The organism is Mycobacterium gordonae (genome assembly GCF_001417955.2).
In the GTDB taxonomy this organism is placed as follows: domain Bacteria; phylum Actinomycetota; class Actinomycetes; order Mycobacteriales; family Mycobacteriaceae; genus Mycobacterium; species Mycobacterium gordonae_B.
The window spans coordinates 97,962-122,191 of sequence record NZ_LKTM01000383.1 but is presented as its reverse complement, the minus strand read 5'-3'; the positions used below and the strand labels follow the sequence as shown (position 1 = coordinate 122,191).

The 24,230-nt window shown below is 66.2% G+C and carries 23 protein-coding genes and 1 pseudogene; 11 read left to right on the top strand and 13 right to left on the bottom strand.

The window, feature by feature from the left end; translation table 11 throughout:
• Both AO501_RS33380 and AO501_RS33375 read right to left on the bottom strand, forming a co-directional pair.
• On the bottom strand, nt 1-727 hold a 727-nt coding region (locus tag AO501_RS33380; protein ID WP_156452923.1), incomplete at its 3' end, for a PE family protein.
• 88 nt (nt 728-815) lie between these two features.
• A complete protein-coding gene (locus AO501_RS33375; RefSeq protein WP_055581830.1) occupies nt 816-1,658 on the bottom strand; it encodes a ribonuclease Z in 843 nt (280 codons plus the stop codon).
• Nucleotides 1,659-1,798: 140 nt separating this feature from the next.
• Between AO501_RS33375 and AO501_RS33370 the strand changes: the two genes are divergently transcribed.
• A complete protein-coding gene (locus AO501_RS33370; protein ID WP_055581829.1) occupies nt 1,799-2,227 on the top strand; it encodes a CBS domain-containing protein in 429 nt (142 codons plus the stop codon).
• 100 nt (nt 2,228-2,327) lie between these two features.
• Here AO501_RS33370 and AO501_RS33365 read toward each other — a convergent pair whose 3' ends face one another.
• Nucleotides 2,328-2,939, bottom strand: a complete 612-nt coding sequence (locus AO501_RS33365) for a type II toxin-antitoxin system PemK/MazF family toxin (RefSeq protein WP_055581828.1) — start codon at nt 2,937-2,939, stop codon at nt 2,328-2,330.
• Here AO501_RS33365 and lepA point away from each other — a divergent pair.
• Entirely contained in the window at nt 2,933-4,870 is a 1,938-nt protein-coding gene (gene lepA, locus AO501_RS33360; protein ID WP_156452922.1) for a translation elongation factor 4, read from the top strand. The two genes, AO501_RS33365 and lepA, sit on opposite strands and share 7 nt — an antisense overlap.
• Nucleotides 4,871-4,879: 9 nt before the next feature.
• Here the strand turns inward: lepA and AO501_RS33355 are convergent.
• Nucleotides 4,880-6,787: pseudogene (locus AO501_RS33355) on the bottom strand (glycoside hydrolase family 15 protein); the annotation flags it as partial.
• A gap of 254 nt (nt 6,788-7,041) precedes the next feature.
• Between AO501_RS33355 and AO501_RS33350 the strand changes: the two are divergent.
• From AO501_RS33350 to AO501_RS33330, 5 genes are all read left to right on the top strand, one after another.
• The gene (locus AO501_RS33350; protein ID WP_055581846.1) at nt 7,042-7,236 is read left to right on the top strand and encodes a hypothetical protein; all 195 of its coding nucleotides are present in this window, start codon (nt 7,042-7,044) and stop codon (nt 7,234-7,236) included.
• A gap of 352 nt (nt 7,237-7,588) precedes the next feature.
• The gene (locus tag AO501_RS33345) at nt 7,589-8,629 is read left to right on the top strand and encodes a sulfate ABC transporter substrate-binding protein (RefSeq protein ID WP_055581826.1); all 1,041 of its coding nucleotides are present in this window, start codon (nt 7,589-7,591) and stop codon (nt 8,627-8,629) included.
• Entirely contained in the window at nt 8,626-9,495 is an 870-nt protein-coding gene (gene cysT, locus AO501_RS33340) for a sulfate ABC transporter permease subunit CysT (RefSeq protein WP_055581825.1), read from the top strand. The genes AO501_RS33345 and cysT overlap by 4 nt, the downstream gene beginning before the upstream one ends.
• Complete coding sequence (cysW, locus tag AO501_RS33335; RefSeq protein WP_055581824.1) at nt 9,495-10,307, top strand: sulfate ABC transporter permease subunit CysW; 813 nt, start codon at nt 9,495-9,497, stop codon at nt 10,305-10,307. Before cysT ends, cysW begins: the two co-directional genes overlap by 1 nt.
• 22 nt (nt 10,308-10,329) lie before the next feature.
• Nucleotides 10,330-11,382 carry a sulfate/molybdate ABC transporter ATP-binding protein gene (locus AO501_RS33330; RefSeq protein ID WP_055581823.1) on the top strand — a complete coding sequence of 351 codons (1,053 nt, stop codon included), beginning with the start codon at nt 10,330-10,332 and terminating at the stop codon, nt 11,380-11,382.
• Here the strand turns inward: AO501_RS33330 and AO501_RS36695 are convergent, their stop codons facing one another.
• The 5 genes from AO501_RS36695 to AO501_RS40950 form a co-directional block, all read right to left on the bottom strand.
• The gene (locus AO501_RS36695) at nt 11,383-11,619 is read right to left on the bottom strand and encodes a DUF6480 family protein (RefSeq protein ID WP_082658996.1); all 237 of its coding nucleotides are present in this window, start codon (nt 11,617-11,619) and stop codon (nt 11,383-11,385) included. It lies immediately after the preceding gene.
• Nucleotides 11,620-11,741: 122 nt separating this feature from the next.
• Nucleotides 11,742-12,458, bottom strand: a complete 717-nt coding sequence (locus AO501_RS33325) for a sirohydrochlorin chelatase (RefSeq protein ID WP_231752703.1) — start codon at nt 12,456-12,458, stop codon at nt 11,742-11,744.
• Complete coding sequence (locus AO501_RS33320; RefSeq protein ID WP_055581821.1) at nt 12,455-13,195, bottom strand: phosphoadenylyl-sulfate reductase; 741 nt, start codon at nt 13,193-13,195, stop codon at nt 12,455-12,457. Before AO501_RS33320 ends, AO501_RS33325 begins: the two co-directional genes overlap by 4 nt.
• Complete coding sequence (locus tag AO501_RS33315; protein WP_055581820.1) at nt 13,192-14,862, bottom strand: nitrite/sulfite reductase; 1,671 nt, start codon at nt 14,860-14,862, stop codon at nt 13,192-13,194. The genes AO501_RS33320 and AO501_RS33315 overlap by 4 nt, the downstream gene beginning before the upstream one ends.
• 112 nt (nt 14,863-14,974) lie before the next feature.
• Nucleotides 14,975-15,076, bottom strand: coding sequence for an Ms4527A family Cys-rich leader peptide (locus AO501_RS40950; protein ID WP_371934948.1), 102 nt, complete (start codon nt 15,074-15,076; stop codon nt 14,975-14,977).
• Between the two features lie 149 nt (nt 15,077-15,225).
• Here AO501_RS40950 and hemW point away from each other — a divergent pair, with 149 nt between their 5' ends.
• Nucleotides 15,226-16,398 carry a radical SAM family heme chaperone HemW gene (gene hemW, locus AO501_RS33310; protein ID WP_055581819.1) on the top strand — a complete coding sequence of 391 codons (1,173 nt, stop codon included), beginning with the start codon at nt 15,226-15,228 and terminating at the stop codon, nt 16,396-16,398.
• An 8-nt stretch (nt 16,399-16,406) separates the two neighbouring features.
• Here hemW and AO501_RS33305 read toward each other — a convergent pair whose 3' ends face one another.
• The gene (locus tag AO501_RS33305; RefSeq protein WP_055581818.1) at nt 16,407-17,660 is read right to left on the bottom strand and encodes a sodium-dependent bicarbonate transport family permease; all 1,254 of its coding nucleotides are present in this window, start codon (nt 17,658-17,660) and stop codon (nt 16,407-16,409) included.
• Nucleotides 17,661-17,948: 288 nt separating this feature from the next.
• Nucleotides 17,949-18,170, bottom strand: a complete 222-nt coding sequence (locus tag AO501_RS33300; protein ID WP_055581817.1) for a hypothetical protein — start codon at nt 18,168-18,170, stop codon at nt 17,949-17,951.
• 348 nt (nt 18,171-18,518) lie between these two features.
• Here AO501_RS33300 and AO501_RS33295 point away from each other — a divergent pair, with 348 nt between their 5' ends.
• The 3 genes from AO501_RS33295 (at nt 18,519) to AO501_RS33285 (ending at nt 21,866) form a co-directional block, all read left to right on the top strand.
• Nucleotides 18,519-19,874 (top strand): salicylate synthase, encoded by a 1,356-nt coding sequence (locus tag AO501_RS33295; protein ID WP_055581816.1) that lies wholly within the window; start codon nt 18,519-18,521, stop codon nt 19,872-19,874.
• A gap of 214 nt (nt 19,875-20,088) precedes the next feature.
• Complete coding sequence (locus AO501_RS33290; RefSeq protein WP_055581815.1) at nt 20,089-20,835, top strand: sigma 54 modulation/S30EA ribosomal C-terminal domain-containing protein; 747 nt, start codon at nt 20,089-20,091, stop codon at nt 20,833-20,835.
• Nucleotides 20,836-20,843: 8 nt separating this feature from the next.
• The gene (locus AO501_RS33285) at nt 20,844-21,866 is read left to right on the top strand and encodes an acyl-ACP desaturase (protein WP_055581814.1); all 1,023 of its coding nucleotides are present in this window, start codon (nt 20,844-20,846) and stop codon (nt 21,864-21,866) included.
• Here the strand turns inward: AO501_RS33285 and AO501_RS33280 are convergent.
• A complete protein-coding gene (locus AO501_RS33280) occupies nt 21,853-22,764 on the bottom strand; it encodes a MerR family transcriptional regulator (protein ID WP_055581813.1) in 912 nt (303 codons plus the stop codon). The genes AO501_RS33285 and AO501_RS33280 overlap by 14 nt on opposite strands.
• Nucleotides 22,761-24,230 carry a flavin-containing monooxygenase gene (locus AO501_RS33275; RefSeq protein WP_055581812.1) on the bottom strand — a complete coding sequence of 490 codons (1,470 nt, stop codon included), beginning with the start codon at nt 24,228-24,230 and terminating at the stop codon, nt 22,761-22,763. Before AO501_RS33275 ends, AO501_RS33280 begins: the two co-directional genes overlap by 4 nt.

Here is a 24,230-nt window from a genome sequence, read left to right as displayed (position 1 = left end):
CGCCGGCTCCGCCCGCAGCGAGTCCACCGCCGGCTCCGCCGACGCCGCCCACCCCACCGTTGCCGAAGAACAAGCCGCCCATGCCGCCGTTTCCACCGATGCCGCCGTTGAGGCCGACGGCATTGACGCCACCGCTGCCCCCGGCGCCACCCGTCCCGAGCAGCCACGCGTTGCCGCCGGCCCCGCCGGCCGCGGCGCCGCCGCCATTGCCGCCGGCGCCGCCGTTACCGATCAATCCGGCTGCTCCACCGCTACCACCGACCGCTCCGGTGTTCGTGCTGTTCCCGCCGCGGCCGCCGTTGCCATACAGCAGTCCGCCGGCGCCACCGGCCTGGCCGACGCCCCCGACGGTGCCGCCGTCCGCGCCGTCACCGATCAGTGGCCGCCCGAGCAGCTGCTGGGTGGGCGCGTTGATGACACCGAGCAGATCCTGCAGCGGCGACGCGGCTGCCGCCTCGGCGTTGGCGTAGGCCGCGCCACTGCTGTTCAGCGCCTGGACGAACTGGTCGTGAAATGCCGACATCTGAGCGCTGATGTTCTGGTAGCCCTGCGCGTGCGATCCCCAGAACGCCGCTACCGCCGCCGAGACCTGATCGGCCGCGGCCGCCGGCACGCCGGCCGTTTGCAGAGCCGCGGCGACATTGGCCTCACCGATCGTGGAGCCGACGCCGGCCAGGCTGTCCGCGGCAGCCGCGACTGCCTCTGGCCCCACGGCGAACCACGACATGCGGCACCTTTCGACGAATCGGCAGGAGCGGATAGTACCTCGATGTCAGCGCGAGGACATCCATTTCCACCTGGACGAAGCGTGGCCGTTACCGCCGCGCCGAGACCTCCACACGGTGCAGGTCGTCGCCCAACTCGACTCGCCCGCCGAACTCGGTGGCGGCCAACGCCCGCCACTGCTCCTCCTGGCCCGGCACGACGGCGGGCACATAGTGCGTCATGATCAGGGTGCCCACGCCCGCGCGGGCGGCGGTCGCGGCGGCCTCCTGCACCGACGAGTGGTAGTCGCAGACGTCCTTCACCCGCTGCTGCGGAACATGGGTCAGGATGTCCTTGCGGATCACTGTGTGCACCAAAGCATCTGCGCCAGAGGCTAATTCGTCCAAGGTGGGACATGGCACGGTGTCGCCCGCCAGCACCACCGAGGCGCCGTCGAACTCGATGCGGAATCCGATGGTGGGCGCGACCGGTCGGTGATCGGTCGGCGCCACCCGGATCGTCACGCCGTCGCGGTCCCACACCGGCCCGTCGGTGTGCTCATGGACCTCGATCGGCGGCGGTGCGTTCAGGTCGGCGTGGTGGGCGATGCGGTAACCGATGTCATGGCCGAACGCCTTCAGCGTCGCCTGCACCACCTCCGCGGTTCCCGGCGGGCCGATGATCTGCAGCGGCGGGGGATCGGGCGCGAAGTTCGTCACCCAGCTGGTGATGAGCACGTCCCCGAGCTCGGCGATGTGGTCACTGTGCAGATGGGTGAGCAGCAGCGCCGACAGCCCAGCGGCGCCGACGCCCACCGCAGCCGCACGCTGCAGCACCCCGCGGCCACAATCCACCAGGAACACCTGCCCGCCCGCGCGAACCAGGGTGGCCGGTCCGGCGCGGTTGGGGTCTGGGATGGGGCTTCCGGTTCCGAGCAGGGTGACCTCGATCATGGCCCCATCCTTGCAAGCCGGCCCGGTGTGTTCACCGCAATCGGCCGATTCGGGTGCGCGCGGGACAGGATGTCTCCTTTCCCGTCGGCCGAGTTAGTCGTAGCCTGTGTGAATCAGATCACCACCGACGGGAGGCATTGATGCGGATCGCGGACGTCTTGCGGAACAAGGGTGCGGCGGTGACGACGATCAACCCAGACGCGACGGTCCGGGAACTGCTTGCCGGTCTGGCCGAACAGAACATCGGCGCCATGGTGGTGATGGGCGACGAGGGCGTGGTCGGCATCGTGTCGGAACGCGACGTGGTGCGCCAACTGCACGTGCACGGTGCCAGCGTGTTGTCGCGGCCCGTCTCCAAGATCATGACCAGTGCCGTCGCCACCTGTACGAAGTCCGACACGGTGGACAACATCAGCGTGTTGATGACCCAGAATCGGGTGCGGCACGTGCCGGTGCTCGACGGCCGCAAGCTGATCGGCATCGTCAGCATCGGTGACGTGGTCAAGACCCGCATGGGTGAGCTCGAGGCCGAGCAGCAGCAGCTGCAGTCCTACATCACCCAGGGCTGAGTTTCACCGCCTGTTCCAGGCGCGAGTTCCACCCGCGAGCAGACGCGAAATCGCACGGGAGCAAACGCTCCGATGCGATTTCGCGTCTGCTCGCGCAACCTCAGCGCCAGGAGTACTCGGCACGCAACCGGGCGGCGACCACCTCGAAGGTTTCGCGTTCCAGAATCGCGCCCTCGCGGCGGATGCCTTCCTCGGGCACGTCGAGCACCCGGTCCAGCCGCACCCAACTCGGCCTGCCCTCGTAATCCCAGTCACCCGAACCGATCGCGACCCAGTCCCGGTCGTCGGAGTGGCGCTCCTGGCTGGAAAGCATGAGCCCCAACAGGACACTGCGGTCGCGGCCCACGACAAGCACCGGCCGGTCTTTGCCACGTGTCGGATCGTCCTCGTAGACCACCCAGGTCCACACGATCTCGCCGGGATCGGCCCGACCGTCGAGGTCGGGTGCATACATCACTCTTCGGGCCCGCTGCGCAGTCGGGAAGCTCGTTTTGGTCACCGGCCGGCCGGCGGTGACCTCCGTTGGCGGCGCCGGCAGACCCATCGCCATGATGTTCGCGGTGATCTTCACCGCCTGCTGGATGGTCTTCAGCGTCTCCTGCGTGTTCTGCAGCCGCTGGACCACCTTCGGAGCCTCGTTGACCAAGTTCTCCGCGAACCGCTGGAACGTCTTCCACTGTGACTTGCCGGACGACTTCTTACCCGGTGCCATGCTCGCAGCATAACCGCGTGATTGTGTCCCGGCTGCCGCGCACGGATACGCTGGGCATACTCGTTGACCGCTCGACCAGGAGATTTCCCATCGCCAGTTTCGCCGACAAGACCTTCACCCCGCCGGCGCAGATTCGGAACTTCTGCATCATCGCTCACATCGACCACGGCAAGTCGACGCTGGCCGACCGGATGCTGCAGCTGACCGGGGTGGTCGACGAGCGCTCGATGCGCGCCCAGTACCTGGACCGGATGGACATCGAGCGCGAACGCGGCATCACCATCAAGGCGCAGAACGTGCGGCTGCCCTGGAAGGTGGATGACACCGAGTACGTGTTGCACCTCATCGACACGCCGGGCCACGTCGACTTCACCTACGAGGTCTCCCGTGCCCTCGAAGCCTGTGAGGGAGCCGTGCTGCTGGTGGACGCCGCTCAGGGCATCGAGGCGCAGACCCTGGCCAACCTCTACCTGGCGCTGGACCGCGACCTGCACATCATCCCGGTGCTCAACAAGATCGACCTGCCGGCCGCCGATCCGGACCGGTACGCGGGCGAGATCGCGCACATCATCGGCTGCGAACCCGGCGACGTGCTGCGGGTGTCCGGCAAGACCGGCGAGGGCGTCGCCGACCTGCTCGACCACGTGGTGCGCGAGGTGCCGCCGCCGCAGGGCGACGCCGACGGTCCCACCCGGGCAATGATCTTCGACTCTGTCTACGACATCTACCGCGGCGTGGTCACCTACGTCCGCGTGGTCGACGGCAAGATCGTCCCGCGCGAACGCATCGCGATGATGTCCACCGGCGCCACCCACGAACTGCTCGAGGTCGGCATCGTCTCGCCCGAACCCAAGGCCAGCGACGGTCTCGGGGTGGGTGAGGTGGGCTATCTGATCACCGGAGTGAAGGACGTCCGCCAGTCCAAGGTCGGGGACACCGTGACGACGGCGCGCAACGGCGCCAAGGAAGCGCTGACCGGCTACCGCGAACCCAAACCCATGGTCTATTCCGGGCTCTATCCCGTGGACGGCTCGGACTACCCGAACCTGCGCGACGCCCTGGACAAGCTGCAACTCAACGACGCGGCCCTGACGTACGAGCCGGAAACCTCAGTGGCGCTGGGCTTCGGGTTCCGTTGCGGATTTCTCGGCCTGTTGCACATGGAGATCACCCGCGAACGCCTCGAGCGCGAATTCGACCTCGACCTGATCTCGACCTCACCCAACGTCGTCTACCGCGTGGTGAAAGATGACAACACCGAGATCGTGGTGACCAACCCGTCGGACTGGCCGGAAGGCAAGGTCCGCACCGTCTACGAGCCCGTCGTCAAGACCACCATCATCGCGCCCAGCGAATTCATCGGCACCATCATGGAACTCTGCCAGTCGCGGCGCGGCGAGCTCGGCGGCATGGACTATCTGTCGCCGGAGCGGGTGGAACTTCGTTACACAATGCCGTTGGGAGAGATCATCTTTGACTTCTTCGACTCGTTGAAGTCACGCACCCGCGGTTACGCCAGCCTGGACTACGAGGAGGCCGGCGAGCAGGAGGCGCAACTGGTCAAGGTCGACATCCTGTTGCAGGGCGAAGCCGTCGACGCATTCAGTGCCATCGTCCACAAGGACGGTGCCTCGGCCTACGGCAACAAGATGACCACCAAGCTCAAGGAACTGATCCCGCGGCAACAGTTCGAAGTGCCGGTCCAGGCCGCGATCGGCTCGAAAATCATTGCGCGCGAGAACATCCGGGCCATCCGCAAGGACGTGTTGTCCAAGTGTTACGGCGGTGACATCACCCGCAAGCGCAAGCTGCTGGAAAAGCAGAAGGAAGGCAAGAAGCGGATGAAGACCATCGGACGGGTCGACGTGCCGCAGGAAGCGTTCGTGGCCGCCCTGTCCACCGAAGCCGCGGGCGATAAAGGCAAGAAGTAGGGAACGGACTCACACCGGCGCGTTGGCCGGCTGGAACGTCCCCGAACCGTCGGCTTCCTCTTCGGCCCTGATCACGTGCACCACCGCGTTGATCAACGCCAGGTGGGTGAACGCCTGCGGGAAGTTGCCCAGGTGCCGGCCGGTCCGCGGCTCGATCTCCTCGGCGTACAGATGCAACGGGCTGGCATACGCCAGCAGCCGCTCGCACAGCCGCTTGGCGCGAGCCACTTCACCGATCTCGACCAGCGCCGACACCAGCCAGAACGAGCAGATGGTGAACGTGCCTTCCTCACCGGACAACCCGTCGTCGGTCTCGTGCACCCGGTACCGCAGCACCAGGCCTTCCTCGGTCAGTTCGTCGGCGATCGCCAGCACCGTCGCGCGCACCCGCGGGTCGTCGGGCGGCAGGAACCGGGTCAACACCACCAGCAGCAGCGACGCGTCGAGTGCGTCACTGCCGTAGCGCTGGGTGAACACACCCCGGGAGTCCACCCCGTGCTCGAGGATGTCGGCCTTGATCTCGTCGGCGATCTCCCGCCACTGCCCGGCATAGCTCAGCTCACCCTGCTTATCGGCCAGCTTCGCCCCGCGGTCCAGCGCCACCCAGCACATCACCTTCGACGACGTGAAGTGCTGCGGCTCGCCGCGCACCTCCCAGATGCCGCGGTCGGGCTCCCGCCAGTGCTTGATCGCCTCTTCCACCTGCTTTTTCAGCACCGGCCACAGCGTCTCGGGGACCTGCTCGCGGGATTTGGCGTGCAGGTAGAACGAGTCGAGCACCGAGCCCCAGATGTCGTGCTGCACCTGGTCGTAGGCGCCGTTGCCGATGCGGACCGGGCGCGCGTGGTCGTAGCCGGAGAGGTGGTTGAGTTCTTCTTCGACCAGGCTGCGCTCGCCCCCGACCCCGTACATCACCTGGAGCGGGTGCCGCTCGTTGCTGTTGGCGCCGGACACGTCGGCGATGAACGCGAAGAAGTCGTCGGCCTCGCGGTCCAGCCCGAGGGTGTAGAGGCCCCACAGGGCGAACGTCGAGTCGCGAATCCAGGAGTAGCGGTAGTCCCAGTTACGTTCGCCTTGCGGCGTCTCGGGCAGCGACGTGGTGGCGGCGGCCAGCAGGGCGCCCGTCGGGGAGTACGTCAACCCCTTCAGGGTCAGGGCGCTGCGCTGCAGGTAGGCGCGCCACGGGTGGTCCGGGAAGTTGCCGATGTTGATCCACTGCCGCCAACACTCGGTGGTCTGCCACATCTTGTCGGCGGCCTCTTGGTAGGTCTGCGGCGGCGGATGCTTGGTCCAGCTCAGCGCGACGAACACGTCGTCGCCCTCTTTCATCCGGGTCCGGGCACGCGCCTCGCGACCTTCCAGTCCGATCCGCAGATTGGTGGTCAGCCGCAGCGTCGGATGCGCGTCCGGCTGCTTGTTGGCCCGGGCGATGGCCTCGCCGTACGCGTTGGACGAGTACTCCCAGGTGGCGCCGAGGCGGTGGTAGTCGAAGGCCGGTTCGCAGCTCATCATCAGTTCGACGGTGCCGCTGACGCAGCGCACTGTCCGGAGCAGAATGTGTTCGGCGTCCCAGTCCATCGGGGTGCGGCGGTGCGTCCGCGACCGCCGTTCGATGTCGTGCCACGGTCCCATCACCAGGGCGTCGCGCACGATCAGCCAGCCGGTATGGGTCTGCCAGGTGGTCTCCATGATCAGGCTGCCGGGCAGGTAGCGCCGCGCCGACGGCACCGAGACGCCGTACGGGCCGAGCCGGAAATGCCCGGCGCTGCGGTCCAGGATGGCTCCGAACACGCTGGGGGAGTCCGGCCGCGGCACACACAGCCACTCCACCGAACCGGCCGGCGAGATCAGGCAGGTGGTCTCCCAGTCCGACAGGAAGGCGTAGTCGGCGATCGGCGGGAACGGGTTGCGTGACGACGAGCTGGACGGGAACGGCAGGGCCGAGTCGACCTCCACTGGCATGGACGGGTCGAACGCTTGAAGCTCGGTGGACGCGGAGATCGTGGCTGCCTCCTCGACCGAATCGACCACCTCGTCGTTAGCTGTATCAGCGGCATCGGGGTGCAAGGCCATCCCGACATCATCGACCGTGGACCCACTTCGCGTCCACCTCCGCAACCGAGGTGTTACGTGGGCGCGTACCCATCCCGGCCAGGACTAGGGTGGTCACGGTGAACGGCTTCCTGAATTGGTGGGACGGCGTTGAACTGTGGCTCTCCGGTCTGCCGTTCGTGCTGCAGGCCCTGGCGGTAATGCCGGTGGTGCTTGCCCTGGCGTACCTGCTGGCGACCTTGCTGGACGGGTTGCTCGGCCGTGGCATTGAATTGTTGCGGCGCGCCCGGCATTCCGATGAGAGCTCCGGATAATCACAATGCCGCGTTCACACGTCACCCTCATTCTTGTCGCGCTGGTGGCACTGGTCATCGTCACCTGGCTGGTCACACACTGATTCCCCCGCCAAATTGCCAGCGGCGTGAACTCTGTTAGGCTTCGCGACATGCATGCCGCAGCCACCGCTTTGGAGCGCCGCGTTCCGGCGTTCGGCTGCGCTGTTTTCGCCGTGGTGGGTTGCGCCGCGGTCGACGCACGCTGTTGTCGCTGACTCCCTGAAACCGTGTGCGGTCTGGGATGGAGTTCGTGACCTCCGTCGTTACTGACTAATTGCCTTTCCGCAGCACGGGACCCGCAATCCGACAGTCCCGCACTGAGAGGCAATCAATGTCGCAGAGGTTCTCCGGCATCCGATGGCGCTGGCGCCAGTTCGCCGCCCTGGCGCTCATCACCGGTGTCGTTGCCGCGTGCAGCGGCGGTCCCAGCGATGTCGTTGGCGGCGGAGGACTGGCCGACGCCAAGTCCAGCATCACGCTGGTCGCCTACTCGGTCGCCGAACCTGGCTGGAGCAAGGTGATCCCGGCTTTCAACGCCTCCGAAGAGGGCAAGGGTGTGCAGGTCATCACCTCCTTCGGCGCCTCCGGGGACCAGTCGCGCGGCGTGGCCGAGGGCAAGCCGGCCGATCTGGTGAATTTCTCGGTCGAACCGGACATCACCCGACTGGTGAAGGGCGGCAAGGTCGCCAAGGACTGGGATACCGGCGCTACCAAGGGCATCCCGTTCGGTTCGGTGGTGACGTTGGTGGTGCGCAAGGGAAATCCGAAGAACATCCACGACTGGGACGACCTGCTGCGTCCGGGCGTCGACGTGGTGACACCCAGCCCGCTGAGTTCGGGTTCGGCCAAGTGGAATTTATTGGCCCCGTACGCCGTCAAGAGTGAGGGCGGCCGCAACGGCCAGGCCGGGATCGAGTTTGTCAACCGATTGGTGAGGGAACACGTCAAAATGCGTCCGGGCTCGGGGCGAGAGGCGACGGACGTTTTCGTCCAGGGCAGTGGAGATGTTCTGATCAGCTACGAGAATGAGGCCATCGCCGCGGAGCGGGCCGGCAAGCCGGTCGAACACGTCACGCCGCCACAGACTTTCAAAATCGAGAACCCGATGGCGGTGCTGAGCACCAGTACTCACCTTGCCGCGGCCGTCGCGTTCAAGAACTTTCAGTACACCGCGGCCGCGCAGACGCTGTGGGCGAAAGCCGGTTTCCGGCCGGTCGATCCGTCCGTCGCGGCCTCGTTCCGCGATCAGTTCCCGGTTCCGCTGAAACTGTGGACGATCGCCGACCTGGGCGGGTGGGGCACCGTCGACCCGCAACTGTTCGACAAGAGCTCGGGCAGCATCACCAAGATCTACACGCAGGCCACCGGATGACCGCCGTGACGACAAACCCGAATCCTGAGGCGATCCGGCCGGAACTCGAGGCCGACGCCGAAGCCCCCGCCGGAGGACGCGCGGGCAGCACCTCCCTGCGGGTCGGCGTGGCGACCATCTGGCTGTCGGTGATCGTGCTGCTGCCACTCGCCGCCATCGTCTGGCAGGCGGCCGGCGGCGGCTGGGACGCCTTCCGGCTGGCGGTCACCTCGCACGCGGCGCTGGAATCGTTGCGCGTGACGCTGACGATTTCCGCCGGGGTGACGCTGCTCAACACCGCGTTCGGTCTTCTGATCGCCTGGGTGCTGGTGCGCGACAACTTCTTTGGCAAGCGCATTGTCGACGCGGTGATCGACCTGCCGTTCGCGTTGCCGACCATCGTCGCGAGCCTGGTGATGCTGGCCCTGTACGGCAACCACAGCCCCATCGGCCTGCACCTGCAGCACACGGAGTGGGGTGTGGGGATCGCGCTGGCATTCGTCACGCTGCCGTTCGTGGTGCGCGCCGTGCAGCCGGTTTTATTGGAGATCGACAAAGAGTCCGAGGAGGCGGCGGCGTCGCTCGGCGCCAGTGGACTCAAGATCTTCACTTCCGTCGTGCTGCCGTCCTTATTGCCTGCGTTGTTGTCCGGTGCGGGGCTGGCATTTTCGCGTGCCATCGGTGAGTTCGGTTCGGTAGTACTGATCGGCGGTGCGATACCGGGCAAGACCGAAGTGTCCTCGCAGTGGATTCGAACCTTGATCGAGAACGACGACCGCACCGGGGCTGCGGCGATATCCATTGTACTGCTGTCACTTTCGTTCATCGTGTTGCTCATTCTGCGCGTCATCGGTGGCCGGGCGGCCAAGCGTGAGGAGATGTCCTAGTGGCTTCGTCGCGAACGGTCCGCTACCTGCTCCGTTACACCGCTCTGGCGTATATCTTCGCGCTGCTGCTGGTTCCGGTGCTGCTGATCCTGTGGCGTACCTTCCAGCCCGGGTTGGGCCAGTTCTACGACTGGGTCAGCACGCCGGCAGCGGTGTCGGCGTTGAACTTGTCGCTGCTGGTCGTGGCGATCGTGGTGCCGCTCAATGTGGTGTTCGGTATCCCCACGGCACTGGTGCTCGCGCGCAACCGTTTTCGCGGCAAGGGCATCCTGCAGGCCATTATCGACCTGCCGTTCGCGGTCTCGCCCGTCATCGTGGGCGTGGCGCTGATCGTGCTGTGGGGCAGCGCCGGCGCCCTCGGGTTCGTCGAGCGTGACCTCGGATTCAAAATCATCTTCGGCTTCCCCGGGATCGTGCTGGCCAGCATCTTCGTCACCCTTCCGTTCGTGGTGCGCGAGGTCGAACCGGTGCTGCACGAACTGGGCACCGATCAGGAGCAGGCCGCCGCGACGCTGGGTTCCGGTTGGTGGCAGACCTTTTGGCGGATCACGTTGCCGTCCATCCGCTGGGGCCTGACCTACGGCATCGTGCTGACCATCGCGCGCACGCTCGGCGAGTACGGCGCGGTGATCATGGTTTCGTCCAACCTGCCCGGGCAGTCGCAGACGCTGACGCTGCTGGTGTCCGACCGCTACAACCGCGGCGCGGAGTACGGCGCGTACGCGCTGTCGACGTTGCTCATGGGGGTCGCCGTGCTGGTGCTGATCGTTCAAGTGGTGCTCGACGCTCGTCGGGCAAAAGCAAGCAAATAGGCCGGACAAGGAGACTGGAGACATGACCGAGACCGACCAGGGCAAGAACGCGATCGTCGTTCGGGACGCCTACAAGCACTACGGCGACTTCGTCGCGCTGGACCACGTGGACTTCGTGGTGCCCACCGGGTCACTGACCGCGCTGCTGGGTCCCAGCGGTTCGGGCAAGTCGACGCTGCTGCGCACCATCGCCGGCCTCGACCAACCCGACTCGGGAACCGTCACGATCAACGGCCGCGAAGTCACCCGGGTGCCGCCGCAGCGCCGGGGGATCGGGTTCGTCTTCCAGCACTACGCGGCGTTCAAACACCTGACCGTGCGCAACAATGTCGCGTTCGGGCTGAAGATCCGCAAGCGTCCCAAGGCCGAGATCAACGAGAAGGTCGATCATCTGCTGGAAGTGGTGGGGCTCAGTGGTTTTCAGAACCGCTACCCCAATCAGCTGTCCGGCGGTCAACGTCAGCGCATGGCACTCGCGCGCGCGCTGGCCGTCGACCCGGAGGTGCTGCTGCTCGACGAGCCGTTCGGCGCGCTGGACGCCAAGGTGCGCGAGGACCTGAGGTCGTGGTTGCGGCGCCTGCACGACGAAGTACACGTCACCACGGTGCTGGTCACCCACGACCAGGCCGAGGCACTGGACGTGGCCGACCGTATCGCCGTGCTCAACAAGGGCCGTATCGAGCAGATCGGTTCCCCGACCGACGTGTACGACGCCCCGGAGAACGCCTTCGTAATGTCCTTCCTGGGCGCGGTGTCAGCCCTGAACGGTGCACTGGTCCGCCCCCACGACATCCGGGTAGGCCGCAACCCCGAAATGGCGATCGCCGGCGGCGACGGCACGGCGGAGTCGATCGGCGTCGTGCGCGCCACGGTCGACCGTGTCGTCACGCTCGGCTTCGAGGTCCGGGTCGAGTTGACCAGCGCAGCGTCCGGGGGCCCGTTCACCGCTCAGATCACTCGCGGCGACGCCGAGGCGCTGGCCCTGAAGTCGGGCGACGAGGTGTACGTGCGGGCCACCCGGGTGCCGCCGATCGCCAACGAGGCGCCGGCGGAATCGACGCTCACCTCTGCGTGATCAGGGCAGGTGCGCCAGCATCCACATCGCGACGGCGACGAACAACAAGACGAAGACGATCACCGCGATGATGCTGGTCAGCACCAGCGGAGTGAGTATTCGCTTCGGACGTGGCTGTTCCGCCGACAGTCCTGAGGTCTGTGCCGAATCGGGCGGTGTCGAGCCGGGCGGGACGCCCCCGCCGGGCTCGAGGCCCGGTACCTGAGTTGGATTCGGATCTGGTGGCATAGCCGTCATGGGTGCGCGGGTATCCGGTCACGCGCGCGTCACACCGGTCGTCCGGCGGCTGTGTGTCCTCGAGCCTGCGTTTTCGCAGGGGCGTTCTCGCACTTTGGCTGCAGATTTGCAGGCTGAGCGAGCTACGCCGCGACGCGCTCCGCGGCGGCGTGGTCGAAGCGGTCCAGCACGGTGTGGGCGACCCATGGGTGTGCGCCCAGCGGCGCGGCCATGGCCACCCCTGCCTCGGCGGCGAAGCGCTCCACCCGGTCCGGTATCCGACCCGGCGCCAGGAACCACGGCGCGACGACCACCCGCCGCGCACCCCGGTCGCGCAGCCGTTGCACCGACTCCGCCAACGACGGCTTCGGATGGGTGGCGAACGCGGTTGTCACTGCGGCCCAACGGGTTCCGGCCGCGAGCCGGGGCGCGACGTCGGCTGTCCGGCTATTGGCGGCGGGATTCGACGAACCGATGGCCACCACGAGCACGCCGAGGGTGTCGTCAAGCGGGGAGACCCCCGACTCCATCACCCGCTGGCGCGCGACCGAGATCAGTCGGTCATCCTCTCCGAGCACTCCGGCCTGACGGACCCGGTCGCTGACGGCGCACTCGGCGATCTGGGCGGGAATGTCGACGCGGGCGTGGTACGCGTCCGCCAGCAGCAGGGGCGTGACGACGGCCTCGCCCGGGCACGTGTTCAGCACCTCCACCAACCCCGGCGCATTGTGCTCGCAGAAAGCGACCCGCACGTCCAGGTCCGGACGCAGCCGCGCCACCTGCCGTGCGACGGCCCGGGCATTGGCCGCCGAACGAGGGTCCGCGCTGCCGTGCGCGGTCAGCACCAGCGAGGTGGTCACGACGCGTGCAGACCGCACTCGGTCTTCGACAATCCCTGCCAGCGTCCGCTACGAGGGTCGGCGCCCTCGACTGGCTTGGCCGTGCAGGGAGCGCAGCCGATCGACGGATAACCTTCGTAGACAAGGGGATTGACCAACACGTCGTGCTCGTCGATGTAGTTCTGCATGTCTTCGTCCGACCAGGCCGCCAGCGGATTGACCTTCACCAGCTTGAACGCCTCGTCGAAACTGATTAGCGGGGCGTTGGCCCGGGTCGGCGCTTCCACCCGCCGGATGCCGGTCACCCAGGCCGAATAGCCGCGCAGCGCCTTGCCGAGCGGAGCGACCTTGCGCAATCTGCAGCACTCGCCGGGGTCACGGGCGAACAGGTCCTTGCCCAGCAGCTTGTCCTGCTCGGCAACCGTGTGCTCGGGGTTGACGTTGACGACGCGGATGTCGTAGACGGATTCGACCGCGTCACGGGTGCCGATGGTCTCCACGAAGTGATATCCGGTGTCCAGGAACATCACCGGCACACCCGGTCGTACCTTGGCCGCCATGTCCACCAGCACCGCGTCCTGCATGTTGGAGGCCACCACGTAGTTGCACGTCGCCCAGCCGCGCGGTCCGTTGATGTTGCCGAAGTTTTCTTCGGTCCACTTCAGCAGCTCGATGGCGCCGGCGCCGGCGAGTTCCGCCGCGCCGCGCGCCGCCAGCTCGCGCAGCTCGTCTTCGGTCAGTTTGGGCGCCTGGCTCATCGCAAATCGTCCTCCTCGGCCCGGACGGCCCACTGCGCGAAGCGCTCGCCCTCGTGGCGGTGTTTGAGGAAGTTGCGGGTCACCCGATCGATGTAGTCGCCCAGCTCGTCGCTGGTGACCTTGTGCTGACGCAGTTTTCGTCCGAATCCACTGTCCAGACCGAGGCCGCCGCCCAGATGCACCTGGAAGCCCTCGACCGAGCCACCTTCTCCGTCGTCGACCATCTGGCCCTTGAACCCGATGTCGGCGATCTGGATTCGGGCGCACGAGTTGGGGCAGCCGTTGATGTTGACGGTGATCGGCACGTCCAGGCGGGAGTTGATGTCTGCCAGCCTGCCCTCCAGCTCGGGCACCAAAGACTGTGCGCGCACCCGGGTTTCGGCGAAGGACAACTTGCAGTACTCGATTCCGCTGCACGCCATCAAGTTCCGCCGCCACTGCGACGGCCGCACCTGCAGGCCAAGGCTTTCCAGCCCGGCAACCGTCTCTTCGACCTTGTCGTCGGGAACGTCGAGGAGGACCAGTTTCTGGTAGGGGGTGAAGCGGATGCGGTCGGAGCCGGCGCGCTCTGCGAGCTCGGCGACCGCGGTGAGTATGGTGCCGGACACCCGCCCGGCGATCGGGGAGGCCCCGATGGCATTGAGCCCGTTCTTGGTGCGCTGCACGCCGACGTGGTCGATCGGATGCGCGATCGGGTCGGGCGCCGGGCCGTCGATCAACGGCCGCTTGAGGTATTCGGTCTCGAGAACTTCACGGAACTTCTCGACGCCCCAGTCCTTGACCAGGAACTTCAGCCGCGCCTTGGCCCGCAGCCGTCGGTACCCGTAGTCCCGGAAGATCGACGTCACCGCCTCCCACACTTCGGGCACCTCTTGGAGCGGAACCCACACGCCGAGTCGCTGGGCCAGCATCGGGTTGGTCGACAGTCCGCCGCCGACCCACAGATCCAGCCCGGGACCGTGCTCAGGGTGGTTGACGCCGATGAACGCGATGTCGTTGATCTCGTGCGCGACGTCCTGTAGCCCCGAGATCGCGGTCTTGTACTTGCGCGGCAGGTCGGCGTATTCGGGCTTGCCGATATAGCGGCGCACGATCTCGTCGATCGCCCAGGTCGGGTCGATGACCTCGTCCAGCGACTCGCCGGCCAGCGGGGAGCCCAGCACCACACGGGGGCAGTCGCCGCAAGCCTCGGTGGTCTGCAGTCCCACCTCGTCCAGGCGCCGCCAGATCTCCGGGACGTCCTCGACCCGGATCCAGTGGTACTGGATGTTCTCCCGGTCGGAGATGTCGGCGGTGTCGCGGCCGAACTCGGTCGAAATCTCGCCGAGCGTGCGCAACGCGGCCGTCGAGATCGCCCCGCCGTCGCACCGCACCCGCATCATGAAGTACTTGGCCTCGAGCAGATCGGCGTTGTCGTCACCGGTGAACGAGCCGTCGTACCCCTGTTCGCGCTGGGTGTAGAGGCCCCACCACCGGAAGCGCCCGCGCAGGTCGCTCTTGTCGATGCTGTCGAATCCGCCCTTGGCGTACACGTTCTCGATGCGCTCGCGCACCTCGAGCGGCGCGCCGGCCTTCTTCATCTCCTCGTTGGGGTTCAGCGGCTCGCGATTGCCCAGCGCCCACTGGCCCTCATTGCGGGGCGCCTTTGCGGGGCGTGCAGTGGTCATGGGGCAGTTCTCCTTCGGAACATGCCGGCTGGAACGCGCGCAACTCACCGTTGATTCCGGCGGCGCAGATCCGGCAGCCAGCAGGTGGTACGGGTGGGCTGGGTCTACGACGTCAAGGCAGACAGCAACAGCTGCAAACGCGCTTGAGGTCGATATGCCGTCGCACCACCAGCGCTACTCGCGGGCTCGACTTGGCGGCGGTCACGGCTGCCATTCTGCCATGGATCCCTGCCACCGTTGTTACCAGGTCAAAATTCTTCTCACAGTGATTGAAATTAGGAGCCGAACCTGGGTGATTCGGTAAACGAAGCCGGGAAGAGCCTGGGAAACGGCCCGAGCCGGGCCGCCGTGCCAAGATTTGGCATGGCTCCTGTCGAGGCGCCGGTGGAACTGCCGGCCATCCAGCCCACCCCCGGACGGCCGTTCGGCCTCTACGTCCATGTCCCGTTCTGCATAACCCGGTGCGGGTACTGCGACTTCAACACCTACACCCCGGCGGAACTGGGCGGAGTCAACCCGGACGCCTGGCTGACGGCGCTGCGCACCGAGTTGGAGCGCGCGGCCGCCCGACTCGGCGGCCCGACGGTGGACACGGTGTTCGTGGGCGGCGGCACCCCCTCATTGCTGGGCGGGACGCGTCTGGCGACGCTGCTGGACATGGTGCGCGATCACTTCACACTGGCACCCGGTGCCGAGATCACCACCGAGGCCAATCCTGAGTCGACGTGGCCGGAGTTCTTCCAGGAGATCCGCGAGGCCGGATACACGCGGGTGTCGCTGGGCATGCAGTCGGTGGTGCCCCGGTTGCTGGGGGTGCTGGACCGGGTGCATACACCCAATCGGTCCGCCGCGGCGGCCCGCGAGGCGCTCGAGCTGGGCTTCGAGCACGTCAGCCTGGACCTGATCTACGGCACCCCCGGCGAATCCGATGAGGATCTGCTGCGCTCGGTGGACACGGCGGTGGAGACGGGTGTCGACCACGTGTCGGCCTATGCGCTGGTGGTCGAGGAAGGCACGGCGATGGCCAGGCGGGTCCGCAGCGGAGAGCTCGAGCCGCCGGACGACGACGTGCTGGCGCACCGCTACGAGTTGATCGACGCGCGTCTCTCGGCCGCCGGCATGGCGTGGTACGAGGTGTCCAACTGGGCCCGTCCCGGCGGTGAGTGTCGCCACAATCTGGGCTACTGGGATCGCGGTCAGTGGTGGGGCGCCGGACCCGGCGCGCACAGCCATGTCGGCAACGTCCGGTGGTGGAATGTCAAGCACCCCAACACTTATGGGTCCAGGCTCGCCGACGGCGGGCTGCCGGTGGCCGGCTTCGAGCAGCTGGGTGCCGACGCCCTGCACACCGAAGAGGTGCTGCTGCAGATCCGGCTGCGCCAGGGGTTACCGGTGGCTCGGCTGAGCGGCGCCGAACGCGAACGCGCCGAGCAGGTGGTCGCCGATGGGTTGCTGGAGTCTGTCGGCGACCACCTGGTCCTCAGCGACCGGGGCCGGCTACTGGCCGACGCGGTCGTGCGCACCGTGCTGGGCTGACGTCCACCTCAGACGCCGAACCACTGCTCGAAGATGCGCGCAATCTCGATGTAGAGCGGAATCCCGACGGTGACGTTGTAGGAGAACGTCAGCCCCAGGGACGCGGCCAACGGCAGCGTCGGGCTGGCTTCGGGAATCGCCAGCCGTTGCACCGCCGGAACAGCGATATACGAAGCGGCGCCGCACAGCACCGCGAACAGCACGTAGGTGCCGGGCTTGAAGTCGGTGTGGGTGAGGGAGGCGTAGGTGCAGGCGACCGCAATCCCAATCGTGGCAAAGAGATTGGGCGCCAGCAGACCGAAGAAGATGAAACCGAGGCCGGCCGATCGCAGGTCTTTGAGCTTGCGGGAAGCCGTCATGCCCATCTCCAGCAGGAACAGGCACAGCACGCCCTGGAAGGCCAGGACGAAGAAGCGGTCGTCGTCGGCTACGACCTTCTGCCCCTGCATCCCACTGATCAGGCCGATGACGATGCCGCCGATCAGCAGCACCAGTCCGGGGTTCAGGAACACCTCCTGAAACAGCTCGCGGGAGAAGATCGGTATCCGCTTGGCCCGCGGCCGCGGCGGGCTCTGGTCGGGCTCCCAGTCCGGATGGTCCAGCTTCTCCATTGAGAGTTCCCGCTCCAGCTCGGTGGCGCGCAGCGCCGCTCGGTCGGCCTCCTGATCCAGGCTCTGGCCGGGTGCCGGCTTCGCGGGAGTGCCGGGGCCGATCGCGGCCCTGACCGGCGGGGTGTAGCCGGCTTCGTCGGGCATGTAGCCCGCTGCGTCCAGGCCGCGGTGCCGCAGGCGCGCCACCAGGTACAAGGCGACCAGACAGCCCGGAATCTCCATGACGGCCAGCATCACCGGCATGTAGGCGTTGAAGGCGATGTTGACGGCGGTCAGGACCGCGACGCAGGTTGCGAAGGTTCCGGCCGAGTCCGACCCGTAGTAACCGGCGACGGTGGCCTTGTCGACTGCCCGCATCCCTTTCAGCCTGCTCAGCAGGAGGTAGGCCAGCCCGCCGATCGCGAAGTTCAGCACGAAGCCGAGCACCATGAAGCCCACGATGACACCGATGCTGGAGGCGTTGATCTTGGCGAGTTCCTCGCCGCCGTGCCAGCCGATGGCCAGCAGCAGGTACATGGTCAGGCCCTGGTAGATGACGTAGGGGAACTCGAAACGCACCTTGAGGATCGGAATGAGGAACCCGAAGTAGAAGAACAGCAGCAAAGGCTTGAACAGGTTGTGGGTGAAGTTGTCCCAGAACTCGTGCAGCATTGAGCACCTCTCGAGCATCCTGCGCCGATTCGAAGGAAGTACTGACCGTCATGGCGACCACGTCACATTCCAGATAACGGTGCGAATTTAGCCCGGGCCTATGCCGGGCGCCACCCAGAATGTTGCGTCTAACAGCCGTTTTGGACCCAGTTTTCGTGGTGTTGCGATTGCTGAAACACGGACGTAACGAGCGAAAGGCAGAAGTGCGCTGGCTAAGGCGTTTTGGGCCTTATTTGTGTGGGCCAGGTACCAATTACCTGTTAATTCGCTGGGAGATTCCGTGTCGCGTCAGCGAACAGAGGACAGCCGCGATGACTTGACATCCCCGCCAACTGCGACGTCGCGCTTACGGTGCGTCACCGAGAGCCATGCCGCCGGTGAGTAGTGCGTGGTGGTCTCTTCGAACCCGTCGACGGTGCACACGGTGAGCACGCCGGTCTCCTCGTTGAACGTCAGGTTCTCGACGTCGCCCTTGATCTCTTCACCGTCGGTCATTCGGATGACGAACATTGGGACGGTCCTCCCCTTTTTGGTGATGGCCAGGTGACGGCCGTGACGGCCGCGAACCCCCCACGGATTCCGTTGAGATGCTAGGAGCGCACGGAGTTGTCGACCCGTCACGCCGGCGGACGCGGGGTGAACGGTGGGGAAACGTTTGGCGTGTACCGGTCACATAGCGCTCGCGGCCTCGAGCCGTTTTACAGTCCCTACCAGCAGGAACGGATGTCCGCCGGCCTGGGCACGGAGACTAGCCGGATGTGAGCCACCTTTTAGTTCGGTATGAGGCGTAAACGGTCCATCAGACGAAAAGTGCCGGGGGTGGCGCAACCTGTAATAGGTTAGGCTACATTTACTTACGTGACGGACGCCGGTGTGCAGACCAGTTCTGTCGGCGCGGCGTCGCTGTGCCTACCTCTTCCCGCCGGGGTTGAACCGGCCGACCTCGCAGCTGAACTGGCCGCGGTGCTCGTCGAGCCGGTTGGCGAGGAGTACCTGTTGTACGAGCAGGACGGGCAGTGGGAGCTTGCCGCCGGCGTGCAGGCGATGGTGGAACTCGACAGCGACGAACTGCGGGTCGTTCGCGACGGCGTGACTCGCCGGCAAGAATGGTCGGGCCGACCGGGAGCCGTGCTCGGGGAAGCGATTGACCGGCTGTTATTGGAGACCGACCAGGCTTTCGGCTGGGTCGCTTTCGAATTCGGCGTGTACCGGTACGGCCTGCAGACGCGGCTGGCACCGCACACTCCGCTGGCCCGGGTCTTCTGGCCCCGGCTGCGCATCGCGATCACCCGGGACGACATCCGGCTCGTCGGTGGTGGAACCCGCGAGCGTGAGGCGGTGGAGGAGTTGCTTGCGGCCGGGGTGCGCGAGGTGCGCCCCTCCCGCGCGGTCGATCTGTATGCCGACCCGTCCGGCTACCGCAACCGGGTGGCGGTCGCCGTGAATGAAATCGCCGCGGGCAGCTATCACAAGGTGATTCTGTCTCGCTGTCTGGAAGTGCCGTTCGCCCTTGATTTTCCGGCCACCTATCGGCTCGGTCGCCGGCACAACACACCGGTGCGCTCGTTCTTGTTGCGGCTCGGTGGTATTCGCGCGCTGGGTTACAGTCCGGAACTCGTCACATCGGTCCGGGCCGACGGCCTGGTGATCACCGAGCCGCTGGCCGGCACGCGTGCGCTGGGACGCGGTGCCGTGCCCGACAAGCAGGCTCGCGAGGACCTCCAGTCAGATGCCAAAGAGATTGTGGAGCATGCCATCTCGGTGCGCACCTCGTTGCAGGAGGTCACCGAGATCGCGGCGCCCGGCACCGCTTCCGTCGTCGACTTCATGGCGGTGCGCGAGCGGGGGAGCGTGCAGCACCTCGGTTCCACCATCACCGGGCGACTGGACCCGTCCAGCGACCGGATGGACGCGCTGGAAACACTGTTCCCGGCGGTGACCGCCTCGGGGATTCCCAAAGCCGACGGTGTCGAGGCCATCCTGCGTCTCGACGAAGGTCCGCGAGGCCTGTATTCCGGCGCGGTCGTGAAGTTTTCCGCCGATGGTGCGCTCGATGCGGCATTGGCCCTGCGCGCCGCCTACGAGCACGACGGCCGCACCTGGCTGCGGGCGGGCGCCGGGGTCATCGAAGCCTCGAATCCCGAGCGGGAATTCGAGGAGACTTGCGAGAAATTGTCGACGCTGGCGCCGTATCTGGTGGAAAGTCAGATTTAAGCGGCCGGATAATACGCCCAGGTGCGGCAGAATGTGATGTTCGCCACGGGGATTTATCGCCCATGCATTCGTTCGGGACTTTAGCCACTCCCGGTGGGACTTTCGGCTCTATCTGACGGTGGCGTCGGACGGCGAAACTTTTTTCCGCGGCATTCCAAGTCGCGAAAAGAAGAGAAAGGGTCGCCGCGGCGTGAGGGCACTCAAGGCGAGGTCGGTGCGGGAATTCCCGGACGTCGACGTGACGTCCGACGGCCCGGTCACCCTCGCCCAGGCCGACCGCGTGGCGCAAGCGGTCGGTGAGGTCCTGGCCTCTCACGAGATCATCGGGGGCGCTCGGGTACGCCTCAAGACGGGAACTTGTGGCCGCGGCCCGATGGTCATGCAGGTGAACCTGTCGGTCGGCGAACTCCCGGCACGCATCGCCGCCGTCACCGCCGGCGTCGACGAGTTGTCGCCGGCACTGGACAGGCTCGACGGCCAGATTCGCCGGATGCTTGCGCCGTGGCGGCCTCGACCATGGCCGGATCCGACGCGACGGATATTGACGGTGGGCTGCGACGCCTCGGTGGCGCGCCGCAAACCGGTTGCGCTGCAACGCACCACGCCCCTGCGGGCGGTAGCGGTGATGGACGGCATGGACTACGACGCGCATCTGTTCACCGACGCCGAAACCGGCGAGGACGCGCTGGTCTACCGGGCCGGGCCGTCGGGTCTGCGGCTGGCCCGGCAGCGGCATGTCTTCCCGCCGGCGTGGGCCTGGTCGGCGGAGGTGCCCGGACCTCAGGTGCCGCTGATCGTGAATTCCCGTGCCACACCCACTTTGGGCGAATCCGAGGCAGTACGCCGTGCCTGCGAACACAGCCTGCGCCTGCTGTTCTACACCGACCGGGAAACCGGTCGCGGTCAATTGTTGTATCCCCGCCACGACGGCAACCTCGGCCTGTTAACGCCGACCAAGTAACCCTGGAGATGCTTGTGCCCAAGGAATTGACGAATCTGCAACTGCTGCAAGAACTTGAACCCGTCGCCGAGCGCCTGCTCAACCGGCACCTGTCGATGTTCAAGGAATGGCATCCACACGACTACATTCCCTGGTCCGACGGCAAGAACTTCTATGCCCTCGACGGTCAGGACTGGGAGCCGGGGCAGAGTCAACTCTCGGACGTGGCTCAGGTGGCGATGGTCCAGAATCTGCTGACCGAGGACAACCTGCCGTCCTATCACCGCGAGATCTCGATGAACTTCAGCCTCGATGGCGCGTGGGGCCAGTGGGTCAACCGGTGGACCGCCGAGGAGAACCGGCACAGTGTGGCGCTGCGCGACTACCTGGTGGTGACGCGCGCCGTCGACCCTGTCGAACTGGAGAAACTGCGGATGGAGCAGATCACCCGCGGCTTCAGCCCGGGCCAGAACCAGCAGGGCAACCTGTTCGCGGAGAGCCTGTTCGACTCGGTGATGTACGTCTCGTTCCAGGAACTGGCTACGCGCGTCTCGCATCGCAACACCGGCAAGGCCTGCAACGACACCATTGCCAACCAGTTGCTCGCCCGGGTCTCAGCGGACGAGAACCTGCACATGATCTTCTACCGCGACGTCAGCGAAGCGGGCCTCGACATCGCACCCAACCAGGCGATGAAGTCGGTGCACCGAATATTGCGCAATTTCAAGATGCCTGGATACACGGTGCCGGAATTTCGCCGCAAAGCCGTCGTCATCGCCGTCGGCGGCGTCTACGACCCACGTATCCACCTCGAGGAGGTGGTGATGCCGGTGCTGAAGAAGTGGCGGATCTTCGAGCGTGAAGACTTCACCGGCGAGGCGGCGTGGATGCGTGACGACCTTGCGGTCCTGATCAAGGAAATTGAGCAGGCGGCGGAAAAGTTCGACGAATCCAAGCAGCGTTATCTGGACCGGGAGGCGCGCAAGGCCGAGCGCATCACCGCCGCCCGGGTGCTCAAAACCGAAGGGACGCTGACCCTCAGCGGGCACTGACATCGGGCTCAGCCGCCCGCTCGAGATACTCCGCCAGGAGGCGGCTGACCAGGGTCTCGATGTTCGATTCGATCGATGACGCGAGGGTCGCGGTGACGGTCGCCACCGCCTGGGTGCGGAAGCGGACCAGCATGGTGATCAGTTCGGCGACCTCCGCGTCCGCCGGCAGCGCCTCGCCGGGCTTGATCCGGTCCGCGACGTGTTCGAATCCGGCGCGGACCAGCAGGTCGCTGATCTCGTCGACCTTGGGCAGGATCTGCTCGTGCAGGTCGATGAGCTTGTCGATACTCACGCCGTAGCCGCGGACCTCGTTGAACGCCTCGATGAGCTTCGGTCGGGTGACGGTGGCCTGCTCGCCGTCGACACGGATGACGTGCAGTGCCACCAGCCGGTCGAAAGCCGTTGCGTCGTCGACGAGTTGGCGGGCCTGCGGCAGTGGCATGGTCTGGGACTTCTCGGTGGTCCAGGTGCCCACGATCGCGGTTTCCAGCCCCAGGACATCGCCCAGATTCTTGCCTTCCTCCCAGGCGCTGAGCATCTCGCGAACGTGGGCGATGTTGTAGCCGCGGTCGAGCATCGAGGTGATCAGCCGGAGCCGGGTCAGATGGGTGTCGTTGAACAGCGCGATCCGCCCGACCCGCAGCGGTGGCGGCAACAACCCGCGGTCGCGGTAGACCCGGATGTTGCGCGTTGTGGTTCCGGCCAGCTGGGCCAGTTCCTCGATTCGGTACTCGCCGGACGTCGCGGCGCCCTGTGGGTGGCGCACCGCGGCGTCGAAGAGCTGTGTGACAGCCGTTTCCACGAAATCGCGTGACTGGCGCCGCACGCGCTGCGGCGCCCGCCGCACGTTGTACAGCACGCTGGCGATCGTCCCGGGTTCGGGCCGGGGAGATGTCATGCGCAGACGCGGGTGACCGCGTCGTAATGCTTCATTCGGAAGTCACCCATCTGGCGAAGATACTGGGTCGCGGTTCCCGGGTACATGGACCCGTTGTACCCGTCTTTGGTCAGATACCAACTGCTGCATCCGGAGTTCCACGTCGTCCTGGTCAGCCGGCGCTGGATGTGCTCGTTGTGGCGACGCTGGACGTCTTCGCGCACATCGAGATAGCACAGGTCGTTGTCCAGGATGGTGGTGATACCGCGCACCGCGTAATCGAGCTGCCCTTCGATGTAGACCAGCAGGGAGTTGTGGCCGGGGCCCGAGTTGGGTCCGGTCATGAAGAACAGATTCGGGTATCCATGTGCGTTGATGCTCTTGTACGCCTGCGCGCCGCCGGCCCATTCGTCGTTGAGGGACCGGCCGCCGAGTCCGGTGACCGGAAACGGGGGTCCGGTGAGGTGGACGTCGTAACCGGTGGCGAACACGATGCAGTCCAGATGGTGTTCGATGCCGTCGCTGGTACGGATCCCGACCGGGCTCAGCGTCGCGATCGGCCAGTCGATCAGCTTGCAGTTGTCGCGCTGCAGGGCCGGGTAATAGTCGCTGGAGATCAGCATGCGCTTGCATCCGGGTGCGAAGTCAGGCGTCAGCTGGCGTCGCAACCAGGGGTCTTTGACCTGGGCCCGGATGTGGGCCTGTCCCAGGCGGGCCACCACTGAAGTCAACGGGGTGTTCCACACCATCGCCGTCGCGGTGGCTTCGTGACCCCAGAACAACAGCTGCCGGGCAAGTTGTTGGGTGGCAGGGACTTTCGCGAACAAAGCCTGCACCGCCGGCGGCGTGGCGACGTCCAGCCGTGGCAACACCCAGCCGGGCGTGCGCTGAAACACTTTGACGAAGCCGGCCTGCTTCACCAGCTCGGGGATGATCTGAATGGCGCTTGCCCCGGTGCCGATGACGGCCACCCGCTTGCCGGTGAAGTCGTAGTCGGAGTCCCACCGGGCGCTGTGGATCTTGTGTCCCTGGTAGCTGTCCAGGCCGCGGATGTTGGGGAAGCTGGCGTCCGACAGCGGGCCGGAGGCCAGCACAACAGTGCGTGCGCGGAAGCGTTTGCGGTTCTTCGTGGTTGCGGTCCACACTCCGGTGTCCTCGTCGAACGTCAGACCTGTCACTTCATGACCGAACCGGATATTGCGGCGGACGTCGAACCTGTTCGCCATCTCCTCGATGTGTCGATAGATCTCCGGTGCCGGCGAGTAGGTGCGCGACCACTTCGGGTTCTTGACGAACGAGTACGAGTACAGCAGCGACGGGACGTCGCAGCTGGCACCGGGATACTGGGTGTCGCGCCAGGTTCCGCCGACCCGGTCGGAACGTTCCAGAATCACAACATCCTGGACGCCCTTTTCGGCCAATCGGATCGCCGCGCCGAGCCCGGTGAAACCGGCGCCGATGATGAGCGTGGAGTGGATGGTTGCCAT

What these genes read in the sequence shown, in the direction of transcription:
- AO501_RS33375 (WP_055581830.1), bottom strand. Translation starts at nt 1,658, where the DNA reads ATGATCGAGGTCACCCTGCTCGGAACCGGAAGCCCCATCCCAGACCCC.
- AO501_RS33370 (WP_055581829.1), top strand. Translation starts at nt 1,799, where the DNA reads ATGCGGATCGCGGACGTCTTGCGGAACAAGGGTGCGGCGGTGACGACG.
- AO501_RS33365 (WP_055581828.1), bottom strand. Translation starts at nt 2,939, where the DNA reads ATGGCACCGGGTAAGAAGTCGTCCGGCAAGTCACAGTGGAAGACGTTC.
- AO501_RS33345 (WP_055581826.1), top strand. Translation starts at nt 7,589, where the DNA reads ATGTCGCAGAGGTTCTCCGGCATCCGATGGCGCTGGCGCCAGTTCGCC.
- cysT (WP_055581825.1), top strand. Translation starts at nt 8,626, where the DNA reads ATGACCGCCGTGACGACAAACCCGAATCCTGAGGCGATCCGGCCGGAA.
- AO501_RS33330 (WP_055581823.1), top strand. Translation starts at nt 10,330, where the DNA reads ATGACCGAGACCGACCAGGGCAAGAACGCGATCGTCGTTCGGGACGCC.
- AO501_RS36695 (WP_082658996.1), bottom strand. Translation starts at nt 11,619, where the DNA reads ATGACGGCTATGCCACCAGATCCGAATCCAACTCAGGTACCGGGCCTC.
- AO501_RS33320 (WP_055581821.1), bottom strand. Translation starts at nt 13,195, where the DNA reads ATGAGCCAGGCGCCCAAACTGACCGAAGACGAGCTGCGCGAGCTGGCG.
- AO501_RS33315 (WP_055581820.1), bottom strand. Translation starts at nt 14,862, where the DNA reads ATGACCACTGCACGCCCCGCAAAGGCGCCCCGCAATGAGGGCCAGTGG.
- AO501_RS40950 (WP_371934948.1), bottom strand. Translation starts at nt 15,076, where the DNA reads ATGGCAGCCGTGACCGCCGCCAAGTCGAGCCCGCGAGTAGCGCTGGTG.
- hemW (WP_055581819.1), top strand. Translation starts at nt 15,226, where the DNA reads ATGGCTCCTGTCGAGGCGCCGGTGGAACTGCCGGCCATCCAGCCCACC.
- AO501_RS33305 (WP_055581818.1), bottom strand. Translation starts at nt 17,660, where the DNA reads ATGCTGCACGAGTTCTGGGACAACTTCACCCACAACCTGTTCAAGCCT.
- AO501_RS33300 (WP_055581817.1), bottom strand. Translation starts at nt 18,170, where the DNA reads ATGTTCGTCATCCGAATGACCGACGGTGAAGAGATCAAGGGCGACGTC.
- AO501_RS33285 (WP_055581814.1), top strand. Translation starts at nt 20,844, where the DNA reads ATGCTTGTGCCCAAGGAATTGACGAATCTGCAACTGCTGCAAGAACTT.
- AO501_RS33280 (WP_055581813.1), bottom strand. Translation starts at nt 22,764, where the DNA reads ATGACATCTCCCCGGCCCGAACCCGGGACGATCGCCAGCGTGCTGTAC.
- AO501_RS33275 (WP_055581812.1), bottom strand. Translation starts at nt 24,230, where the DNA reads ATGGCAACCATCCACTCCACGCTCATCATCGGCGCCGGTTTCACCGGG.